Consider the following 20,678-nt stretch of genomic DNA (forward strand, 5'->3'; position numbering starts at 1 on the left):
AATAAGAATGCATCACGCGATGGCTTTGCCAGCGCGTACAAAAACAGGTTTTGTTACTTTTACCGGCATTTCACGGTTACGGATCTGCACGATGGCCGTTTCACCAATGCCCGCCGGCACGCGTGCCAGTGCAATACTGTAGCCAAGGGTCGGCGAGAAAGTACCGCTGGTGATCACGCCTTCATGCGGATTCCCCTGTGCGTCAGTAAAACGAACGGGGAGTTCGTTACGCAGTACGCCTTTCTCGGTCATCACCAGGCCCACCAGTTGCTCCGTGCCCTTCTGACGCTGTAATTCCAGCGCTTCGCGGCCAATAAAATCACGGTCGGTCGGCTCCCAGGCGATAGTCCAGCCCATATTGGCAGCCAGCGGCGAAACGCTCTCATCCATTTCCTGGCCATACAGATTCATCCCGGCTTCCAGACGCAGGGTGTCGCGAGCGCCCAGTCCGCAAGGCTTAACGCCCGCCGCAACCAGCGCCTGCCAGAAACCGGCGGCCTGCTCGTTTGGCAGGGCGATTTCATAGCCAGCTTCGCCGGTGTAGCCGGTAGTGGCAATAAACAGTTCTCCCGCTTCGACGCCAAAGAAGGGTTTCATCCCTTCTACCGCCTGGCGTTGTTCGTCACTGAACAGGGTGGCAGCTTTCGCCTGCGCATTCGGCCCCTGGACGGCAATCAGCGCCAGATCGTCGCGGACGCTAATGTCGATGGCGTAAGGTTCGGCGTGTTGGCTAATCCAGGAGAGGTCTTTTTCGCGGGTGGCGGAGTTTACAACGAGGCGGAAGAAGTCTTCGGTAAAGTAGTAGACGATAAGGTCATCAATCACCCCGCCTGAGGCATTCAGCATGCCGCTGTAGAGCGCTTTGCCTGGTCTTGTGAGTTTCGCGACATCATTCGCCAGCAGATAACGCAAAAACGCCCGGGTCTGGCTGCCGCGCAAGTCGACAATCGTCATATGCGAAACATCAAACATACCGGCATCGGTACGCACCGCGTGGTGCTCATCGATTTGCGAGCCGTAATGCAGCGGCATCATCCAGCCATGGAAATCCACCATGCGCGCACCGCACAGGTTGTGTTGTTCAAATAGGGGTGTCTGCTGAGCCATCTTTTCCTCGTCGAATAAGCGGGGCTATCACGTTTCTGGTGGTGAAAGATTCACCACGCGACAAGGCATCGACACCGTTCCCGGCGGCCGACGCAAACGTTCACTTTTGCCTGAACTTATCACCGAAAGCGGCGTATAACCATAAGAGAAAATGGGTCATCACATTAGCTTATGACCTTTTTGCACCAAAAACCCTTCAGCATATTATGCTGGAAAAGTCGTTAGGGTTGCGGATAAAAGCATACCCAAAACCGACAAAACTACCTGATGGCGGTTTTTATGCCTGCAAAAGAGATATTTTTCCCGACAACAAAAAAAGGATGGATTAAAAAATCTAATCCGAAAAATGAGGTGAAATTAGAATTTTTCAAATGAGGAGACAGGGTCCCTTCCCGTCACCGGGAAGGGAAATGTGACGGAGTTAACGTAACCACTCAGGAAGGGAATTTAGGCCCATTGCCTCGCGCAACAGCTGCGGTTTAACCCCAGGAAGGGTATCGGCCAGTTTAAGGCCAATGTCGCGCAGCAGCTTCTTCGCCGGATGTACGCCGGTAAACAGCTCGCGAAAACCCTGCATCCCCGCCAGCATCATGGCCGCGCTGTGTTTACGGCTACGTTCATAGCGACGCAGATACATATGCTGACCAATGTCTTTACCCTGGCTATGCAAACGGCGCAGCTCAGTAATCAGTTCTGCGGCATCCATAAAGCCGAGGTTGACGCCCTGCCCGGCGAGTGGGTGGATGGTATGGGCCGCATCGCCAGTCAGCGCGAGACGGTGCCCGGCAAACTGACGGGCAAACCGCCCGGTGAGCGGGTAGAGCTGGCGCTCACTCTCAACACGGCAAAGCCCCAGACGATTATCAAAAGCCACGCAGAGCGCCTGATTAAAATCAGTCTCGCTCACCTGCTGCATCCGCTGCGCCTCTTCAGGAGGCATTGACCAGACAATGGAACACAGATGCGGGTCGGCCAACGGCAGGAAAGCAAGGATACTTTCGTTATGGAAAACCTGACGCGCCACCGCCTGATGCGGCTCAGAGGTGCGGATCGTCGCCACCAGCGCATGGTGCTGGTAATCCCAGAACGTCAGCGGGATGTCGGCTTTATTGCGCAGCCAGGAGTTTGCGCCATCGGCCCCAACCACCAGCCTCGCGGTCAGCATGTCGCCATCGCTCAGGGTAATAAAGGCCTCATTTTCTCCCCATGCCACCTGTTGAAGAGTGGCAGGAACACGCAGAGTGACATCCGCACACTGGCGGGCTTTCTCCCAGAGCGCCTGCTGGATCACGCCGTTTTCCACAATATGCCCAAGATGGCTGTAACCCAGGCTTGCATCGTCAAAATCAATACGCCCGAAGCTGTCTTTGTCCCACACTTCCATACCGTGGTAACAACTCACCCGGCGGGAAGTAATGGCTGACCAGACCCCCAGATGGGTGAGTAATTTTTCACTGGCAGCGTTAATGGCCGAAACCCGCAGCTGAGGAGCAGCGTCATCGCTAACGGGCGTCGGTGCCTGTTGCTCAAGCACGGCAACACGTAATCCACTGCCCTGCAATCCACACGCCAGCGCCAGCCCAACCATGCCACCGCCAACAATTGCCACATCAACACTTTGCACAATCCACTCCTGAGGCCTGAATCAGGCCTTAACGCGCCACCCAACCGAGGGTACGCTGCGCCAGCGCATCACGCGCTGGGGTAAATAATTCCATTGCCATCAATCCGGCATTACGCCCTGCCACCAGCGGCGCCCAGCGGTTAGCAAATAAATGAACTAATCCATCCGTCACGCCAATGGTCGCCTGCCTGTCCGCATGACGACGGTCACGGTAACGACTCAGGACGGCATAGCCGCCAACGTCACGTTGCGCAGACCAGGCTTGCGCGAGCGTTTCGGCAAGCGTCATCACATCGCGCATTCCGAGATTAAATCCCTGGCCGGCAATAGGGTGCAACGTCTGAGCTGCATTGCCCACCAGCACGGTGCGATGGGAAATCGCCGACGATGCAGTGGTCAGCGACAGCGGGTAAGCGCTACGGGAACCCGCATGGACGATTTTACCCAGCCGCCAGCCAAAGGCTTTTTGCAGCGCAAGGCAAAACTTCTCATCGCTTAAGCCTAATACCTGCTCCTGCTTCTCCAGCGGGTGACACCATACCAGCGAACTCCGCCCCTGCGACATCGGCAGCATGGCAAGCGGGCCATACGGGGTAAAGCGTTCAAACGCGCGGCCCTGATGAGCCACCGCGGTGGTCACGTTGGCAATCACCGCCGTTTGCTGATAGGAGGCCTGCTGCCAGCTGACGCCGCATTGCGCGCCAAGCGCCGAGCGCGAACCGTCAGCAGCAACCAGCAAACTGCCGTTGAAAACCTCACCGCTTTCCAGCGTTACACTTACGTCCTGCTCACTGCGGGTAAAGCTGCTCACTCTGTCCGGGCAGTGCAGCGTGACGCCGGGCGCTTTTTGCAGCATGGCAAACAGCTTTTGCCCCACATCATGCAGTTCCACCACCTGACCGAGCGCGTCAATACGATAGTCCTCTGCGCTAAGAGTGACAAAACCCGCGTGACCACGATCGCTGACGTGAACGGAGGTAATCGGGGTTGCGTTATCGGCGATATGCGGCCAGATGCCGACACGGGAAAGCTGCTGACAGGTTCCGGCGGCCAGCGCAATGGCGCGGGCATCAAACCCCGGATGCTTTGCAAGACCTGGGGGCGTCGCCTCAACCAGATGTACCGCAAGACGGCCCTGAGTGAGCTGCGAGATGGCCAGCGCAAGCGTTGCCCCCGCCATCCCTCCTCCGACAATAATGACACTCATGAGCGACGAGCCGCCGCCATCAGCGCTTCAATATCATCAGCGTTTTTAACCACGCTGGCGGTCAGGTTTTCATTGCCGTCTGGGGTTATCACAATGTCATCTTCAATGCGAATGCCAATACCCTTGTAGGCCTCAGGCACATCGGCGTCAGGGGAGATATACAACCCAGGTTCGACGGTTATCACCATCCCCGGTTCAAGCACACGGGAGCGTTCCTGACCGTATATGCCAACGTCATGCACATCCAGTCCCAGCCAGTGGCTTAGACCATGCATAAAGTAAGGACGGTGGGCGTTATCACTGATAAGCGTCTCAACGTCACCTTGCAGAATGCCCAACCGGACCAGACCGGTTATCATGATGCGAACCACCTGAGCGTTCACCGCCTGAATTGACGTGCCGGGGCGGAAGAGGCTAAGCGCCGTCTCCAGCGACTCAAGAACGATGTCATACACCTCGCGCTGAGCCGGAGTGAACTTGCCATTGACCGGGAAAGTGCGGGTGATATCACCGGCATAGCCCTGGTATTCACATCCGGCGTCAATCAGTACTAAATCACCATCGCGCATTTCACTTTCATTCTCGGTGTAATGCAGAATGCAGCCGTTGTCCCCGGAACCCACAATGGTGTTGTAGGAAGGGAAACGTGCCCCATGGCGATTAAACTCATGCTGGATCTCACCTTCCAGCTGATACTCGAACATCCCTGGACGGCAGGTTTGCATGGCACGGGTATGCGCCAGTGCGGATATCTCCCCGGCGCGACGCATGACCTCAATTTCTTCGGCCGATTTCACCAGACGCATCTCATGGACGATAGGCCGCCAGTCGGTCAGCGTGTCGGGCGCGGTGAGGTTCTGACGTGAGCCTTTACGCAGCTTATCCAGTGCGGCGAACAGGATGTCATCGGCCCAGCTGTATTCTCCCTGCGCATGGTAGACGGTATCGAGACCGTTGAGCAGCGAAGAAAGGTGCTTGCCGATTTCAGGAAAAGGCAGTGCACGGTCTACAGCCAGTTTTTCCGGCGCGGCGTCCTGGCCCAGGCGACGGCCAAACCAGATCTCCGCCGTTTTATCACGGACGCGGTTGAACAGGACGCTATGATTGTGGGTGTCATCGCTTTTAATCAGCACCAGCACGGCTTCGGGTTCATTAAAACCGGTGAAGTACCAGAAATCGCTGTTCTGCCGATAGGGATACTCACTGTCAGCGCTGCGGGTGACTTCTGGCGCAGCGAAGATGAGCGCCGCGCTGGCGGGCGCCATTTGCGCGAGCAACGCCTGACGGCGACGAAGAAACTCAGACTGTGTCATGACACCTCCGGTAGACGAGACACATTAATGCAAGGTTGGCTTACGCACTTCAGGCGCGGTCAGTTTCTGGCGAGTAAATGAGTCATGGCACAGCAGCGCTGCGACACGGACATATTCAATAATCTCTTCCAGTGACATTTCCAGCTCTTCCTGATCTTCATCTTCGTCGTAACCCAGTTGAGCGATGTTGCGTAAATCATCAATCGCCTCGCCGGTTTCGCCAGTGACTTTATCCAGTTTTGGCTGCGTCACGCCAAGACCCAGCAGGAAGTGGTTCACCCAGCCAGCAAGGGCATCGGCGCGATCGAACACGCTAACGTCGTCACCTGTTGGCAGGTAGAGCTGAAACAGGAAACCTTCATCTTCCAGCGAGTCGCTGGTCGCCGCATGCATGCTGCGCAGCGCCTGCGCCAGTTCGTGACCAAAGGCCAGGCCTTCGTTAGTCAGGTCATGCAGCATAGGCTGCCAGGAGGTGTCACTGTTGCCGCCGCACAGCATTCCCGCAATAAGTCCATGCATTTCAGCAGGGATTAAGCCAACGCCCTGTTGGTTGAGTAACTTACCTACATCGTTGTAACCAGGTATTTCGTTCTGTATAGACATTCGCATTCGTCGCCGTTGGGGAGAATATTCATGGTATGCTACCACTTTGGACCCTGGTGATATACCCGTCATGCTTCACGTTACATGCGTTTGCATGCAGTTAAAGGTATAGCAAAGAGCTTGAATCCTCTCGCCAGGGTGGCTATAGTGACGCCCCTTCGCAACCAGGACTCGGTTACGAAGGCAGAGCGCAGTCAAACAGCAGGAAGGTGGCATGTCTGCACAACCCGTCGATATCCAAATTTTTGGCCGTTCACTGCGAGTGAATTGCCCGCCTGAACAGCAAGATGCGTTGAATCAGGCCGCAGAGGATCTGAATCAGCGGTTGCAAGATCTGAAAGTTCGCACTAGAGTCACCAATACTGAGCAGTTAGTGTTTATCGCAGCGCTGAACATCAGCTATGAACTGGCTCAGGAAAAGACAAAAACCCGTGACTACGCGTCCAGTATGGAGCAGCGTATTCGGATGCTTCAGCAGACCATCGAACAGGCGTTGCTTGATCAGGGTCGCATATCCGAAAGGCCGGGTCAGAAGTTTGAATAACACTTCAGGGTCAACTATGGTAGAGTGACCGTGAAGACAAAATTTCTCTGAGATGTTCGCAAGCGGGCCAGTCCCCTGAGCCGATATTTCATACCACAAGAATGTGGCGCTCCATGGTTGGTGAGCATGCTCGGTTCGTCCGAGAAGCCTTAAAACTATGACGACACATTCACCTTGAACCAAGGGTTCAAGGGTTACAGCCTGCGGCGGCATCTCGGAGATTCCCTTCTTTCTTCTACCACTACCACCATGACGCAACTTCCCGATGTTCCTTCATCACGACAAGAAATCCGTAAATCAGTACGGCAACGTCGTCGTGATCTGACGCAAGAACAGCAACAACAATCTTCCAGGCTTGCCGCATCACGCTTAATGGCTTACCCGCCAGTAGTAATGGCGCATACCGTGGCGGTATTTCTCTCGTTTGATGGCGAACTGGATACCCGGCCGCTGATTGAACAGCTCTGGCAAAGCGGCAAGCGGGTTTATCTGCCGGTGCTCCATCCCTTCAGCCCGGGTAATTTACTGTTTCTGCACTACCATCCGCACAGTGAACTGGTCATCAATCGCCTGAAAATTCAGGAGCCGAAGCTGAATGTGCGCGATGTACTGCCGCTGGAGCAACTGGATGTGCTGGTCACGCCTTTGGTCGCCTTTGATGAACAGGGCCAGCGTCTGGGAATGGGGGGCGGTTTTTATGACAGGACATTACAACACTGGCAGCGCTACAGGCTGCAACCTGTCGGCTATGCCCATGATTGTCAGCGAGTGGATGCCTTACCGGTTGAACAGTGGGATATTCCGCTACCTGCGGTGGTCACGCCCTCAGCGCTGTGGCAATGGTAAGCGATTTACCGGGTGACCAACACGCCACCCGGCAACAGAACGGCTAAATTAGTACAGTAAACGGGCGCGGATGGTGCCCGGAATAGCCTTCATGCTTTGCAGTGCTTTCTGCGCGACATCTTCCTCTGCTTCGATATCGATAACCACATAGCCCATATACGGGGTGGTTTGCAGATACTGAGCCGCAATGTTGATACCTTCTGCGGCGAAAATCTGGTTAAGGGCGGTCAAAATGCCCGGACGATTTTCATGAATATGCAGCAGACGACGACCACCGTGCAACGGCAGCGAAACTTCCGGGAAGTTAACCGCTGAAAGCGTAGAGCCGTTATCGGAATACTTAATCAGTTTACCGGCCACTTCCAGACCGATGTTCTCCTGCGCTTCCTGAGTTGATCCGCCGATGTGCGGCGTCAGCAGCACGTTGTCGAATTCACAAAGCGGCGAGTTGAACGGATCGCTGTTGGTCGCAGGTTCGGTCGGGAAGACGTCGATGGCAGCACCCGCTAGGTGTTTGCGTTTCAGGGCATCGCACAGCGCCGGAATATCAACCACCGTACCGCGGGCGGCGTTAATCAGCAGAGAGCCTGGCTTCATCAGCGCAATCTCTTCTGCGCCCATCATGTTTTTGGTGGAGGCGTTTTCCGGCACGTGCAGGCTGACCACATCGCTCATATTGAGCAGATCGGACAGATGTTGAACCTGGGTTGCGTTCCCCAGCGGCAGTTTGCTTTCAATGTCATAGAAATAAACATGCATACCCAGCGATTCTGCCAGGATCCCAAGCTGCGTACCGATATGGCCGTAACCGATGATCCCCAGTTTTTTACCGCGCGCTTCATAAGAACCGGCAGCCAGTTTGTTCCAGATACCGCGATGCGCTTTGGCATTCGCTTCCGGAATACCGCGCATCAGCAGCAGCAGTTCACCAATCACCAGCTCCGCAACAGAACGGGTGTTGGAGAACGGGGCGTTGAAGACCGGAATACCGCGTTTTGCCGCAGCATCCAGGTTTACCTGGTTAGTCCCGATGCAGAAACAGCCGACCGCAACCAGTTTTTCGGCGGCGGCAATAATCTCTTCGGTGAGGTTAGTACGGGATCGTAAGCCGATAAAGTGGGCATCACGGATAGACTCTTTGAGCTGCTCGCTGTCCAGCGCGCCTTTGTGATACTCAATGTTGGTGTAACCTGCTGCGCGAAGGCTATCCAGTGCTTTCTGGTGCACCCCTTCGACCAGCAGAAATTTAATTTTGTCTTTCTCCAGTGATACCTTTGCCATTTACCCGACCCTGTTTTTTGTCATAACTGATGTTGTGTGGATATTCATCCGCTGTAGTCAACATATCAAAAAAAACTATTGCAGCAATATGAACGTTTGCGTCGCCCCCGTGAAGAAAAGTCATACAGCCATTGATGGCAGTTGAATATGCTAAAAATGGCAAAGCATGCGAAAGGAATACAATAAGGGGCAGGTAAATGTGACAGAAGTCACCAAATTTAGTTATCTATTATTTTTTTCATGGGGGACGCTCTCCCCCATTCAGATCATTTTACAATGGTTTTCACACCTTCGGCGCTACCAATCAGGGCAACATCCGCACCACGGTTGGCGAACAGACCAACGGTGACAACGCCTGGTAGGCCATTAATGGCGTTTTCCATGGCGACAGGATCGATGATTTCAAGACCAAATACGTCGAGGATCACGTTGCCATTATCAGTAACGACGCCCTGACGGTATTCCGGGCGACCGCCCAGCTTAACCAGTTCACGGGCAACCGCGCTGCGGGCCATTGGGATAACTTCAACCGGCAACGGGAATGTGCCCAGAATGTCGACCTGTTTGGACGCATCAGCAATACAGATAAATTTGTCGGCGACGGAGGCAATGATCTTCTCACGCGTCAGCGCGGCGCCGCCGCCTTTGATCATCTGCATCTGACCGTTGATCTCATCCGCACCGTCGACATAAATGCCAAGACGGTCGACTTCGTTGAGATCGAAAACGGTAATACCCAGTTTTTTAAGTTTTTCGGTGGAAGCATCAGAGCTGGATACCGCGCCTTCAATCTGCCCTTTCATAGTACCCAGCGCATCAATAAAGTGTGCTGCGGTAGAACCAGTACCCACTCCAACAATCGTGCCTGGCTCGACATACTTGAGCGCGGCCCAACCCACTGCTTTTTTCAGTTCATCCTGCGTCATGGTCATTCGCCTGTGATGTGAATTTCAGGGCGCATTATAGTGCATAGCCGGGGTAAAAGTCCCTGTGAGCCACGTCACATAACCAACAGACGTATTTTCGTCTGTAAGTCATAAACTTTTATGTCATAGTGCTGAGTAATTATTTTGCAGGAGTAAGTCAGAGCAATGAAACGTCCGGACTACAGAACGTTACAGGCACTTGATGCGGTCATTCGTGAACGCGGGTTTGAGCGCGCCGCGCAAAAGCTGTGTATCACTCAGTCCGCCGTATCGCAGCGTATTAAGCAACTTGAAAATATGTTTGGTCAGCCGTTGCTGGTGCGAACCGTACCGCCGCGCCCAACGGAACAAGGTCAGAAGCTGCTGGCACTGCTGCGCCAGGTTGAGCTGCTGGAAGACGAGTGGTTAGGCGACGAACAAACCGGCTCCACGCCCCTGTTGCTCTCTCTGGCCGTCAACGCCGACAGTCTGGCAACCTGGCTCTTACCCGCACTTGCCCCCGTGCTGGTCGACTCGCCAATCCGCCTGAACCTGCAGGTTGAAGATGAAACCCGCACCCAGGAACGTCTGCGTCGCGGCGAAGTGGTGGGAGCGGTGAGTATTCAGCCGCAGGCGCTTCCAAGCTGCCTGGTCGATCAACTTGGTGCCCTTGATTACCTGTTTGTCGGCTCCAAAGCATTCGCCGAGCGCTATTTCCCGAATGGGGTGACCCGCTCTGCGTTACTCAAAGCCCCCGCCGTCGCCTTCGACCATCTCGACGACATGCACCAGGCTTTCTTACAGCAAAATTTTGATCTGCCGCCAGGCAGCGTCCCCTGCCATATCGTCAACTCCTCTGAAGCCTTTGTGCAACTGGCTCGCCAGGGCACCACATGCTGCATGATCCCGCATCTGCAAATCGAAAAAGAGTTGAATGCCGGTGAGTTGATCGACCTGACGCCAGGACTCCTTCAGCGCCGTATGCTTTACTGGCATCGCTTTGCGCCAGAAAGCCGCATGATGCGCAACGTCACCGATGCACTGCTGGAATATGGTCATAAGGTCTTACGGCAGGACGTTTCCTGAATCCCTCTCCCGCAGAAGAGGGAATTCAGAAAGAAGGTTATTTTGCTGCGGCTTGCGGCTCGCCCTGGGCGGGCTCAAGCTGGAACACCACATCAACCTGATCGGCAAACTGGATCGTCGGCTGTTCGTAGGTTTCCTGAGCAGAAACCGGTGCAGCATCTGCTTTCATCATCCGCACCATCGGCGACGGCTGATAGTTAGAAACGTGGTAGCGCACACTGTAGACAGGACCGACTTTGGCGTTAAAGCCAGCTGCCAGCTGCTGCGCCTGATGTACAGCATCATCAATAGCGGCTTTGCGCGCTTTGTCTTTATAGGCTTCCGGTTGCGCAACACCCAGAGAAACAGAGCGGATCTCATTCAACCCGGTTTTCAGTGCGCCATCGAGCAGAGAGTTCAGTTTTTCCAGATCGCGTAACGTGACCTCCACGGTGCGCACCGCACGCCAGCCTTTCAGCACGCTTTTGCCGTTCTGGTAGTCGTAATCCGGCTGAGTGCGCAGGTTGGCAGAACTAATATCCTTCTTCGCTACGCCATTTTGCTCGAGGAAGCCCAGGTACTGAGCGACGCGCTCATCCGCTTGTTTCTTCGCCGATGCCGCATCTTTCGCCGCAATATTCACCTCGATTGCCAGAGTCGCAATATCCGGCACCGCATCCACGCTGGCCGTTCCCGAGGTGACGATATGTGGTCCATCTGGCAATTCACTTGCCTGTACCGACATAGCACTTAATCCCACCAATGCCGCCAGGGCCATCATTTTGAATTTCACAGTTGCTCCTCCATGTTGCTTTATTACGTCCGAAAAAAACGGCACGCCTCGCTGCAAGAGTAGCGGGATATGCCGTTTTGTCCATCAGACTACGCCGAGTAGAACAGCGCCTGGATATGCCCCACGCCATCTTTCGCCAGTTGAATAGCGATCACCCACATCACCAGGCCGACGATCAGGTTGATGACGCGCTGTGCCTTTGGCGTGCGCAACCGGGGAGCAAACCAGGAAGCCAGTAGCGCGAGGCCGAAGAACCAGATAATGGACGCGCTGATGGTGCCCAGCGCAAACCAGCGTTTCGGCTCAGCATCCAGTTGCCCACCGAGGCTACCGAGCACCACAAAGGTGTCGAGATAAACATGGGGATTAAGCCATGTCACCGCCAGCATAGTAGCAATGATTTTCCAGCGCCCTTGCTTCATCACCTCAGCCTGGCTTAACACAATATCCCGGCTGGCTGCGGTTTTAAATGCCCCAAAACCGTACCAAAGCAGGAAGGCCACGCCTCCCCAGGTCACCAGCGCCAGCAGCCAGGGCGATTGCATTAACAAGGCGCTGCCGCCAAAAATACCCGCGCAAATCAGCAGCAGATCGCTCACCGAGCATAAAAATGCCGTCATCAGATGGTACTGCCGACGGATCCCTTGATTCATCACAAAAGCATTCTGTGGCCCCAGGGGCAGAATCAATGCCGCGCCAAGCATAACACCTTGAAAATAATGAAATATCACAATTAATTCTCACTCATCAGTTGCAGGTGACAGACTATACCTGCTAACAATTATTAGATGAATTTGAAAATATTAATCGCTGATAAGGAGAGCTAATTTGAAGGGAGACGCCGGATAAAGACCAACTTTATCCGGCAGCATTATCCTACGCGGTGGTTTCTTTCACTTGCTTAACGTTCACATCCATCTGTGGGTACGGAAAGCAGATCCCCTGCTCATCAAAGCGACGTTTAACCTGCTCCAGTACGTCCCAGTAGACGTTTTGCAGGTCGCCGCTGTTGCTCCAGACGCGCACCACAAAATTAATCGATGATACCCCCAGTTCATTGAGACGTACCGTCATGTCACGATCTTTCAGAATGCGATCGTCAGATTCGATTATCTCGGTCAGCACTTTCTTCACCAGATCGATATCCGAATCGTAGGCCACCGCAATAATGAACTCGTTGCGGCGCACCGGCTCGCGGGAGAAGTTGATGATATTGCCGGCAATAATTTTACCGTTCGGGATAACGATGATTCGCCCGTCAACGGTGCGCATGGTGGTGGAGAAGATTTGCACCTGGAGCACGGTTCCAGCCACGCCGCCCAGATCGACATACTCGCCGGAACGGAATGGGCGGAATGTCACCAGCAATACCCCGGCGGCGAGATTTGACAGCGATCCCTGCAACGCCAGACCAATGGCTAAACCCGCGGCACCCAGAACCGCAATGACCGACGCGGTTTGCACCCCAACGCGCCCCAGGGCAGCAATGAAGGTGAAGGCAATAATACCGTATCGCACCAGTGCGGAGAGAAAATCCGCCACTGTTGCATCAATATGCCGTGCTCTCATCAATCGATTGACGGTATTTGAAATCACCCTGGCGACGATCATCCCGATGATGATAATGGCAATAGCGGCGACAATATTAACCGCGTAACCGATTAACAGGGCATGATTGGCGGCCAGCCATGAACTTGCATTGTTGATACCGTCAACAACGTTAAGATCTTCCATTATTAGTTTCCTGGTCAAAATAAAAAAATCGTGAGATAGCCCTCACGAAAACGACCTTGTAAAGGTAAACAAAAACCATCAAAGATGCCATTTCTGCAAGCCATAACTCAGAATCATCCACCGCCAGATGTCTACGCCGGTCGATCGACCATCCTTAAGAAACCGCTCACAATGGCGTGTTTCTGCTTAAATATTTCAACAATTTCCCCGACGACTTTTCCGCTTCCGGCATTTTTCCAGGCAATAGAGAGCGGCGAAGGCTGGCGAGTATTGGCGACATTGCGCCCCACTAATGCACCGGACTCCACATAAGAACGGCACAACCGTTCCGGCAAAAAACCGATACCTGGCCCGCGTAAATGGCAGGCCAGCTTCGTGCTGAGATCCGGAACTTTAATTTCCTTTTGCCCACTGAGTAGCCAGGCAACACGGCGGGTTAAGGTGCGCGAAGTGTCTTCAATATTGATTGCGGGATAGCGCCGTAGCATCTCGTCAGACAGCACCGAAGCCGGATGGCTGGCTAAAGGGTGGTTCTGCGCTACCACAAACTGCCAGCTAATATCCCCCAGCGGCAGCAGCGAGATACTGTTAGAAAGTGATTCCGAACCCGTAACGCCTATCGCCAGTTGAAAATCGTCATACAGCAGCGAATCCCATACTCCCATATAGACCTGCCGGGAAATCTGAAAGCGCGTAAAGGGAAATTGCTGATGCAGCCAGGTCAGTAAATCTGCGGCCGCCTGCGGCTGGTACAGCAGATTATTAATGACGATATTCACTTGCCTATCAACACCAGCGTTAATCTGCTGAAGTTCATCCGGCATTGCGTCCAGCCAGTTAAGCCACTGGCGGCAATGCTCCAGTAAGTGTTGCCCGGCCAGCGTCAGATTGACGGAACGCGTGGTACGTAAAAAAAGCTGCGTGCCTATTTGCTCCTCCAGCGTCTTTATACGATAACTGATCGCAGCAGGCGTTTTATGTAATGAACTGGCTGCACGAGAGAAGCTTTCCGTCTCAGCCACCTGTATAAACGTACGTATTGTTTCCTGATCGAGCATGCATTCCCCTTAAATCAACCATCTGCAACCACCATTGCGCGACCGCTATTCCCAGTAAGATATCAGCTCCGGAAGTATGCCCAATCTGGAGCAAACGTCTTATTGCTGAGCGGGGGTTGCGACCAGATTGTAAACAACGCATCACCTTCAGCATTGGGGTCGAAAATTCGCCAATCCTGGCACTGTTGAGATAACTGCAGCTTACAGATGTTGTAATTAAGGTAAGTTGATCTCCAGGGGGTAAAAAATGCTGCAATTGCGGAAAATAGCGAGAAGCATGCAGTACCGCCATCATTCCCGTCAAAACATCATCACCACTGGGCGTCAAACCTGGCCCCCTGCCAACAAGCCAGCGCCAGTCGAAATTCGCACCGCGGTGCCAGCGTTCAAGTTCAGCAATAATGTTGGAAAAATACGGCATAGCGGTAACGGGCTGGTTCAGGGCGCCTGACAGACCGCTTTGTTGGCTGCAGTTCGAGAGATCAACGGGTGCCAGTGCGGCGGGAGCCAGCCGCAGTCTAAGTCGACGACGCAGGCGTAAAGTTACCCCTGAACTCCATAAAAGATCGCCCTGCTTGATGATAAGCACCACGTTCCGAAAACAGGAGAAATCAGCAGTCTTCAGCAACACCCCGGTTGGCCCCATTCCCTTTCCGTAACGAAACAGCGTCAGCAATGTACCGTCGGGACGACAGTAATTGATCGCCTGATTAAAACGGCTGTGCAGCCTCCATTCGCCATCGGGCAAACGATCAAACCCGGCATAGCCCAGTGCATTAATTATCATCTTTAGCAATACTCCGGGGCGGCATTACCGCCCCTTTTTGCCATCAGGCCGTAATGTGATGCAATTCTGCCAGCGCTTCGAGCGCTTTTTCAAAACAGAGCAGCGGCGCACGCACGGTACCAGCCCCTACCTGGCCAATTCCCGCCTTCCGGTGAGCAATACCGGTGTTAATCAGCGGCGTGATCCCCGTCTCCACCACCCGACGAATATCCAGCCCCAGGCATGCACCTTTGAAATCCCAGGATGGGATCTGCAGCATCGGGTTGTTGCTGAGATAGATTTCGGCCATCTCTTCCGAAGTTTCAAGCGCAGCCCCCAGACCACCTGCGCCAACAAAGCGCGTGACACCAGGCGCAGCAATCATTGCGGCGCCGCCAATACCCAGCGTTTCAGTAATGGCGCTGTCTCCGATATCAGGGTTAGCATCAACCTGACTGTAGCCAGTAAAGAACAAACCTTGCGGTGTATTGACTGGCGCGGTAAACCAGCGATCGCCCGTACCGCTAACGCGAATACCAAATTCACGACCATTACGCGTCATCGCTGTCACTACCGATCCCGCTTTAATTTCCGCCGCCGCATCCATCACCGCCTTGCTGTAAGCCATCGCCAGGTTGAGGAAGAACTGATCGGTCACGCTCAGGAATTGCAGAACTTCAATAACGTCCTCTCTCGGGAGATCCAGGCCGGCTATAACCGGAGACAGGGTGCGTAACAGTAGCGAAGAGGCCGCGATATTACGCTGGTGAAACTCGTCGCCCATAGTAATTGCCTGCGCCATCAATGCCGTCAGGTCAACCCCATTTTCCATGCGGGACAGAGCCTCCTGCAACACCGGCGCCAGCGTATCGCGCATCCAGCGCAAGCGTTTTTGCACATCGTCGCCATAGGCGCCAAAACGCATCACTTTACCAATCCCTTCGTTCAGATTGCAGCAGGACTGATTTCCATGCACAACATCACGAACCACCAGAACCGGCATATTTGCCGAGGTGATGCCGCCCATCGGCCCAACAGCCCCCGCATGGTGACATGGAATAAACTCAACTTCTCCCTGCTCCAGCATGCGCACCGCGTCTTCCTCACTGGCAGCCCAGCCTTCAAACAGCGATGCACCAATGCAGGCGCCACGCATCGGGCCAGTCATATCAGCCCAGGCAATGGGTGGACCCGCGTGCAGAAGTTTGCGTCCGAAAGACAATTCAGCCACGGCTTCTTTGGCCGGACATACCGCAACCCAGTGCGGACGTGCCGCTTTAATTTTCTCAATAATGGCGTCATTAGCCTGAGCAATAGATGAATACATATCTGCACCTCTGAACTTAGTGTAACTGTTTGAGTAAACTGGCAAACCGGGCGTTGCCACCGGCAACAGGAGCCCACTGATAATGCACAACCGGCGTGCCGCTGCTCTGCAAATCCAGGGCGAAGCTACGCAATCCGGCGTTGATAACCTGTACGCCATCAAGAAGTGCGCTATGCGTGGATGACAACGCCCGATCGTGATGATGTGTCAGGTTGACTGCGAGCAGCACAGCCTCTTCCAGCGTTTCCACAACCGTAATTCCAGCCTCGCGCAGCTTTTCACTCTGTCCACCACGCCCTTGAGGGTCGGCATCGGTTCCCGTTAATGTGGTAATCACCACCAGTGGCGTGGCGCGCCTTGCGCGCACATGTTCAACAGCATCGACCACCGCGCCTGCCGGATCAGCGCATGCGCCATAGCCCAGCACGACATCCAGCAGCAGTACGCCTACATCCGGCATTGCGGCCAGCTTTTCAATTTCGATACTGCGGGTTGTCGGATCGATCATCGGGTGCGGCCTGCCCGGGGTGTAGCTGTCATCGCCGAGATCAACAATACGATGGCCACCTGCCTCCAGCATGACCCCTTCAGCATGGCTGTCGTTAACGGGAACACCCGCGTAAGCAGAGAGCAGCATGGCGGCTTCTGCAGCCAAGGTTCCCCCCGCATACAGGCCATAAATACCTTTATGAGCTACTTTCGGATGGATTTGGCACTGTTGTGATACGCGCATTAACAGCACCGTCAGCTGTGCGGCATCAGACAGCGAATTTGCCAGCCAGACATTTCCCTCACGGCGCTGTTCCGGCTTACTTCCCAGGAAAAGCGCAACAACCGGTTTGCCCACGTTTTGCATTGCCGCAATAATGCGGGTTCTGACCTGCGGAGATGGAGGCTTGGAGACAAAAGCCACCACTTTCGTGGCATCATCCGATGCCAGCATTTCAAGCGCAGTCAGAGCGCTGATACCACCAACCTCCGCGCTCAGATCGCGTCCCCCCAGACCAATAGCATGGCTAATTCCCTGCTGGCGCAGAGCAATCTGCGAGGTCATTTCCTGAATCCCCGTTCCCGATGCGCCAATCACGCCAATCCCCCCTTCAGGCAGCACGTTGGCAAAAGCCAGGGGACTACCGGCAACGATCGCCGTTCCACAGTCCGGGCCCATAACGAGCAACCCTCGTTCGCGGGCCAGGGTTTTCAGTTCAACTTCTTGATCCAGCGGCACGTTATCGGAAAACAGCATCACGTTTTTGTTGGCCAGCAGCCCTTCTCTGGCAACCGATGCAGCGTATTCCCCGGCAACGGAGACCAGCAGCAAATTGGACTGAGGCAATTTTTGGCAGGCGCTTTCCCAACGGCGCGCTTTAATCAGCTGATGTGAACCTCCGGAGGCACTGGCAATAGCGTTCAACTCCTTCTCCAACTGCTCATGGATTAAATCAAGAATGTCCTCCTGCTGGTCTTCGGTTCTCACTGCCACACATATACCCAAGTAACTTCAAGATGCAGGATGGTAGTGCTTAAACAACCTATCCCTACGACTGACTTGGGTTCACTGGCTCCTGCAACTCGAAGTATTCTGGGTATATATCGTTAGGCGTAGCGTCAGCAAGATCCTCATGCCAGAAACCTGTTGATTCCAGCATCGATTTATTTGCTGGCGTACCCATCATGACCGAAACCTGATCAACTTCCGGGCGCTCACTCAGTTTGCGGGAAATTATCATTAAGCTGACGGAGTCCTGAAAACTTCCTTTCTTAATAAAGGCGTAAATCATTACCGCTACCTCTTTATGTGCGTTTTTCTTTTAAAAACAGCATGGCGACCAGACCAACAGTCAGCAAACCAGCTGAAACATAAAAGCTGGACGACAGACTTCCGGTCATATCACGTGCGGCACCGGCAATAATCGGAGCCAGAATTGACGAGCTCATCCCGATAAAATTAAATAAACCAAATGCCGTACTGTAATTACTTTCATCGACGCTATCCGCAACCAGCGCAACCAGTACCGGGTCAAGAGCCAGCTTCCCGACGAGGCCATAAATACATAGCGCAACAACCACTCCCGTCATATTTGGCATCCAGACGATTGACAGCATGCTGATGATTGCCACCGGGACCAGAAAAATAATTAACGGTTTACGTTTACCTAACTTATCGGACAGACTGGAAAATAGCAGCGCGCCTGGAATAGAAATCCATGCCACCAGTGAAGAGATAAACCCGGTTTCACTCCCGGCGATCCCGCGTTCATTTTGCAAATAATAGGGAAGCCAGGTCAAAATAACAAAGAATCCAAACAGGCTACAGAACACCATAATATAGGTAAGGAGCAAATTGCGGTTTTTCAGGAGATCGCTAAACTTGCCTTTTTTTACCGCCCCGCCTTCCACATTCTCTGTACGTTTTTTTTCTTTCACAAACAACCAGATGGCAACCCCTACCAGAATGGAAGGCACCGCCATGGCGTAGAATGGCATCCGCCATGAATAGCCTTTATCATAAACCAGCCAACTGGAGGACATCAGCCCCAGCGCAATACCAAAGGCCATCCCACTATTTATAATCGCGCTACCCAGTGAACGATATTTTTTCGGGATCTGCTCTGAAGACAACCCATACTGCGGGCCATAATAAGTTCCTTCTCCGGCCCCGGTAACGACACGCGCAAACAACAACGCATACCAACTTTTGACCCATCCGGTTACCGCAGTAAAAGCGCCAAAAAGAATGAATCCTGGCACTAACACTTTTTTCTTGCCGATTTTGTCACCCAGCACACCAGCCGGAACCTGCAATAATGCATATGAAAAATAGAACACGGAATTAAGAATACCTAACTGCGTTCCCGTTAAACCAAATTCTTTTTCAAGTTCCCCCATGACCGGATTCAGTATTGTGCGGTCAGCGTACATAAAAATCCAGCCCAACCAAAACAGGAATACGGTGACCCACCAGGCCGGAATTCCTTTCTTCCTTGCGACGTCAGCCACTTCATATGATTCAGACATTAGAAATCTCCCTGAAAATATTCCCCATTACACCCTAAATACTTCGAGTTGCATCGCCGCGACAAATGAGAACACCACCGAGAGCATAGTTAGCTATGTGACCGGGTGAACTCGCCCTACCAGCAAAGAGGCAGCTTGAAGTATGACGGGTATAAATACTCACGTTATCTGACAAATACCTAAACGCTGCGCTTACCTTATCCGCAGCAACATTCATTTCATTTGAGCGAAGTCACACAAAATTTATTATTATGAATTCCTGATAATTATCCACCACATTATTAAAAAACTCTAACAATCATTTTTAAATCAATTTAAACAAAACCATTAAATACGATAAGAATTACCGAGACATTTTTTCAGATAAATGAGTTGTTGCCTTTATCACATTATAAATTCAACAACCTTATATTTTGACCACGGAATATTATCATCACGAGGTCATCATGAAAAAGAGAATCGTCATTGCCCTGGGTGGCAATGCATTATTACAGCGTGGAGACATTCTTAGCGCAGAAAATCAGCAGCGGAGTATTCAGGAATTCGCCAGCGTAGCCTCAATATTAGCGCATGATTACCAGCTGGTGATTGTGCATGGAAACGGCCCACAGGTTGGTTTGTTAGCGCTACAAAATGCAGCATACGCCGAATCACCCGCCTGGCCACTGGATATTCTGGTTGCAGAGAGCCAGGGGATGATTGGTTCCGCTATCGCCCAGGAGCTGACTTCAGCCACTGGCACTCCCGTCACCACAATAATGACTCGCGTGGAGGTGGATCCTCATGATGAAGCCTTTGCCTCACCAGGCAAATATATCGGCCCTGTCTACCAGCCAGAGCAAAAAGCAGAGCTTGAAAAACGCTACGGCTGGCAGATGGCCGCCGACGGACAGTACATCCGCCGGGTTGTTCCCTCCCCCACACCGCTCAACATTATCGACAGCGAGGCTATCCGGACGCTAATGGATACCGGGCATACGGTGATCTGTTGTGGTGGCGGCGGAATCCCGGTCATCCGCCAGGATGGGAACTATTCAGGTACCCAGGCCGTTATTGATAAAGACCTGACGGCTGCCGTACTGGCAAAGTCTATTAATGCCGATCATCTGCTGATCCTGACGGATGCAGACGCGGTATATGAAAACTGGGGTACTCCGCAGGCGCGTGCGCTACGAAGGGTAACGGCAAAAGAACTTGCTCCATTTTCCGCGCCGGATGGCGCCATGGGCCCCAAAGCGGCAGCGGTCATACAATTTGTGGAACAAACCGGCAACGCCGCTTTTATTGGCGCGTTGAAGGATGCACCGCTGATTCTGGCAGGTATGAAAGGAACTCATATTACAGTCTAAAAAATATCCTCCGCCATAGCCGAAGGCTTTAAATTGACACGAAAAAAAGGCTTCCCGAAGGATAATGCCGATCAGTTAAGGATCGGTTGACCGATCCTTAATCTGCGGCACTATAACGGCTTCCACAACAGGGAGCCG

Annotated in this window: 19 protein-coding genes, 1 other RNA gene and 1 pseudogene; 6 read left to right on the forward strand and 15 right to left on the reverse strand. The window is 53.3% G+C overall.

Features of this window, described 5'->3' with window-relative positions; genetic code table 11:
- Positions 1-12 precede the first annotated feature (12 nt).
- Positions 13-1,107, reverse strand: coding sequence for a glycine cleavage system aminomethyltransferase GcvT (gene gcvT / locus ACSZO4_RS10425; RefSeq protein ID WP_437888854.1), 1,095 nt, complete (start codon positions 1,105-1,107; stop codon positions 13-15).
- Between the two features lie 41 nt (positions 1,108-1,148).
- On the opposite strand from gcvT, the gene ACSZO4_RS10430 reads away from it, so the two are divergent.
- Positions 1,149-1,436: a hypothetical protein gene (locus ACSZO4_RS10430; protein ID WP_437888855.1), complete on the forward strand. Its 288-nt coding sequence runs from the start codon at positions 1,149-1,151 to the stop codon at positions 1,434-1,436.
- Positions 1,437-1,528: 92 nt separating this feature from the next.
- Here the strand turns inward: ACSZO4_RS10430 and ubiI are convergent, their stop codons facing one another.
- From ubiI to ACSZO4_RS10450, 4 genes are read right to left on the reverse strand one after another with little or no spacing between them, the layout of a single operon-like run.
- Positions 1,529-2,731 (reverse strand): FAD-dependent 2-octaprenylphenol hydroxylase, encoded by a 1,203-nt coding sequence (gene ubiI, locus ACSZO4_RS10435; RefSeq protein WP_437888856.1) that lies wholly within the window; start codon positions 2,729-2,731, stop codon positions 1,529-1,531.
- Between the two features lie 28 nt (positions 2,732-2,759).
- The gene (ubiH, locus tag ACSZO4_RS10440; RefSeq protein ID WP_437888857.1) at positions 2,760-3,938 is read right to left on the reverse strand and encodes a 2-octaprenyl-6-methoxyphenyl hydroxylase; all 1,179 of its coding nucleotides are present in this window, start codon (positions 3,936-3,938) and stop codon (positions 2,760-2,762) included.
- Positions 3,935-5,251, reverse strand: a complete 1,317-nt coding sequence (gene pepP, locus ACSZO4_RS10445) for a Xaa-Pro aminopeptidase (protein ID WP_437888858.1) — start codon at positions 5,249-5,251, stop codon at positions 3,935-3,937. Before pepP ends, ubiH begins: the two co-directional genes overlap by 4 nt.
- Before the next feature lie 24 nt (positions 5,252-5,275).
- Entirely contained in the window at positions 5,276-5,854 is a 579-nt protein-coding gene (locus ACSZO4_RS10450; protein WP_437888859.1) for a YecA family protein, read from the reverse strand.
- 214 nt (positions 5,855-6,068) lie between these two features.
- Here ACSZO4_RS10450 and zapA point away from each other — a divergent pair, with 214 nt between their 5' ends.
- From zapA to ACSZO4_RS10465, 3 genes are all read left to right on the forward strand, one after another.
- A complete protein-coding gene (gene zapA, locus ACSZO4_RS10455) occupies positions 6,069-6,398 on the forward strand; it encodes a cell division protein ZapA (RefSeq protein WP_437888860.1) in 330 nt (109 codons plus the stop codon).
- 41 nt (positions 6,399-6,439) lie between these two features.
- A non-coding RNA gene (gene ssrS / locus ACSZO4_RS10460) (6S RNA) lies at positions 6,440-6,623 on the forward strand.
- A 24-nt stretch (positions 6,624-6,647) separates the two neighbouring features.
- Positions 6,648-7,244, forward strand: coding sequence for a 5-formyltetrahydrofolate cyclo-ligase (locus ACSZO4_RS10465; RefSeq protein WP_437888861.1), 597 nt, complete (start codon positions 6,648-6,650; stop codon positions 7,242-7,244).
- 48 nt (positions 7,245-7,292) lie between these two features.
- Here the strand turns inward: ACSZO4_RS10465 and serA are convergent, their stop codons facing one another.
- Positions 7,293-8,525 carry a phosphoglycerate dehydrogenase gene (gene serA, locus ACSZO4_RS10470; RefSeq protein ID WP_437888862.1) on the reverse strand — a complete coding sequence of 411 codons (1,233 nt, stop codon included), beginning with the start codon at positions 8,523-8,525 and terminating at the stop codon, positions 7,293-7,295.
- 266 nt (positions 8,526-8,791) lie between these two features.
- A complete protein-coding gene (rpiA, locus tag ACSZO4_RS10475; RefSeq protein WP_437888863.1) occupies positions 8,792-9,451 on the reverse strand; it encodes a ribose-5-phosphate isomerase RpiA in 660 nt (219 codons plus the stop codon).
- A gap of 165 nt (positions 9,452-9,616) precedes the next feature.
- Between rpiA and argP the strand changes: the two genes are divergently transcribed.
- Complete coding sequence (argP, locus tag ACSZO4_RS10480; RefSeq protein WP_437888864.1) at positions 9,617-10,516, forward strand: DNA-binding transcriptional regulator ArgP; 900 nt, start codon at positions 9,617-9,619, stop codon at positions 10,514-10,516.
- A 37-nt stretch (positions 10,517-10,553) separates the two neighbouring features.
- Here argP and ACSZO4_RS10485 read toward each other — a convergent pair whose 3' ends face one another.
- The 8 genes and pseudogenes from ACSZO4_RS10485 to ACSZO4_RS10520 all read right to left on the reverse strand — a co-directional run bounded on the left by ACSZO4_RS10485 (position 10,554) and on the right by ACSZO4_RS10520 (position 19,191).
- The gene (locus ACSZO4_RS10485; RefSeq protein ID WP_437888865.1) at positions 10,554-11,288 is read right to left on the reverse strand and encodes an oxidative stress defense protein; all 735 of its coding nucleotides are present in this window, start codon (positions 11,286-11,288) and stop codon (positions 10,554-10,556) included.
- Positions 11,289-11,377: 89 nt separating this feature from the next.
- Positions 11,378-12,019 carry an arginine exporter ArgO gene (argO, locus tag ACSZO4_RS10490; RefSeq protein ID WP_437888866.1) on the reverse strand — a complete coding sequence of 214 codons (642 nt, stop codon included), beginning with the start codon at positions 12,017-12,019 and terminating at the stop codon, positions 11,378-11,380.
- Positions 12,020-12,164: 145 nt separating this feature from the next.
- Positions 12,165-13,022, reverse strand: a complete 858-nt coding sequence (gene mscS / locus ACSZO4_RS10495; RefSeq protein WP_437888867.1) for a small-conductance mechanosensitive channel MscS — start codon at positions 13,020-13,022, stop codon at positions 12,165-12,167.
- A gap of 131 nt (positions 13,023-13,153) precedes the next feature.
- Positions 13,154-14,080: an HTH-type transcriptional activator AllS gene (allS, locus tag ACSZO4_RS10500; RefSeq protein WP_437888868.1), complete on the reverse strand. Its 927-nt coding sequence runs from the start codon at positions 14,078-14,080 to the stop codon at positions 13,154-13,156.
- Positions 14,037-14,867 (reverse strand): DUF2877 domain-containing protein, encoded by an 831-nt coding sequence (locus tag ACSZO4_RS10505; RefSeq protein ID WP_437888869.1) that lies wholly within the window; start codon positions 14,865-14,867, stop codon positions 14,037-14,039. Before ACSZO4_RS10505 ends, allS begins: the two co-directional genes overlap by 44 nt.
- Before the next feature lie 43 nt (positions 14,868-14,910).
- Positions 14,911-16,173, reverse strand: a complete 1,263-nt coding sequence (locus tag ACSZO4_RS10510) for a DUF1116 domain-containing protein (protein ID WP_437888870.1) — start codon at positions 16,171-16,173, stop codon at positions 14,911-14,913.
- A 16-nt stretch (positions 16,174-16,189) separates the two neighbouring features.
- Positions 16,190-17,954 (reverse strand): annotated as a pseudogene (locus ACSZO4_RS10515) (acyl-CoA synthetase FdrA).
- Positions 17,955-17,967: 13 nt separating this feature from the next.
- Positions 17,968-19,191 (reverse strand): MFS transporter, encoded by a 1,224-nt coding sequence (locus tag ACSZO4_RS10520; protein WP_437888871.1) that lies wholly within the window; start codon positions 19,189-19,191, stop codon positions 17,968-17,970.
- A gap of 446 nt (positions 19,192-19,637) precedes the next feature.
- Here ACSZO4_RS10520 and ACSZO4_RS10525 point away from each other — a divergent pair, with 446 nt between their 5' ends.
- Entirely contained in the window at positions 19,638-20,540 is a 903-nt protein-coding gene (locus ACSZO4_RS10525) for a carbamate kinase (protein ID WP_437888872.1), read from the forward strand.
- Positions 20,541-20,678 lie beyond the last annotated feature (138 nt).

The sequence above is a fragment of the Phytobacter sp. V91 genome, assembly GCF_965644225.1.
Taxonomy (GTDB): domain Bacteria; phylum Pseudomonadota; class Gammaproteobacteria; order Enterobacterales; family Enterobacteriaceae; genus CBFFRJ01.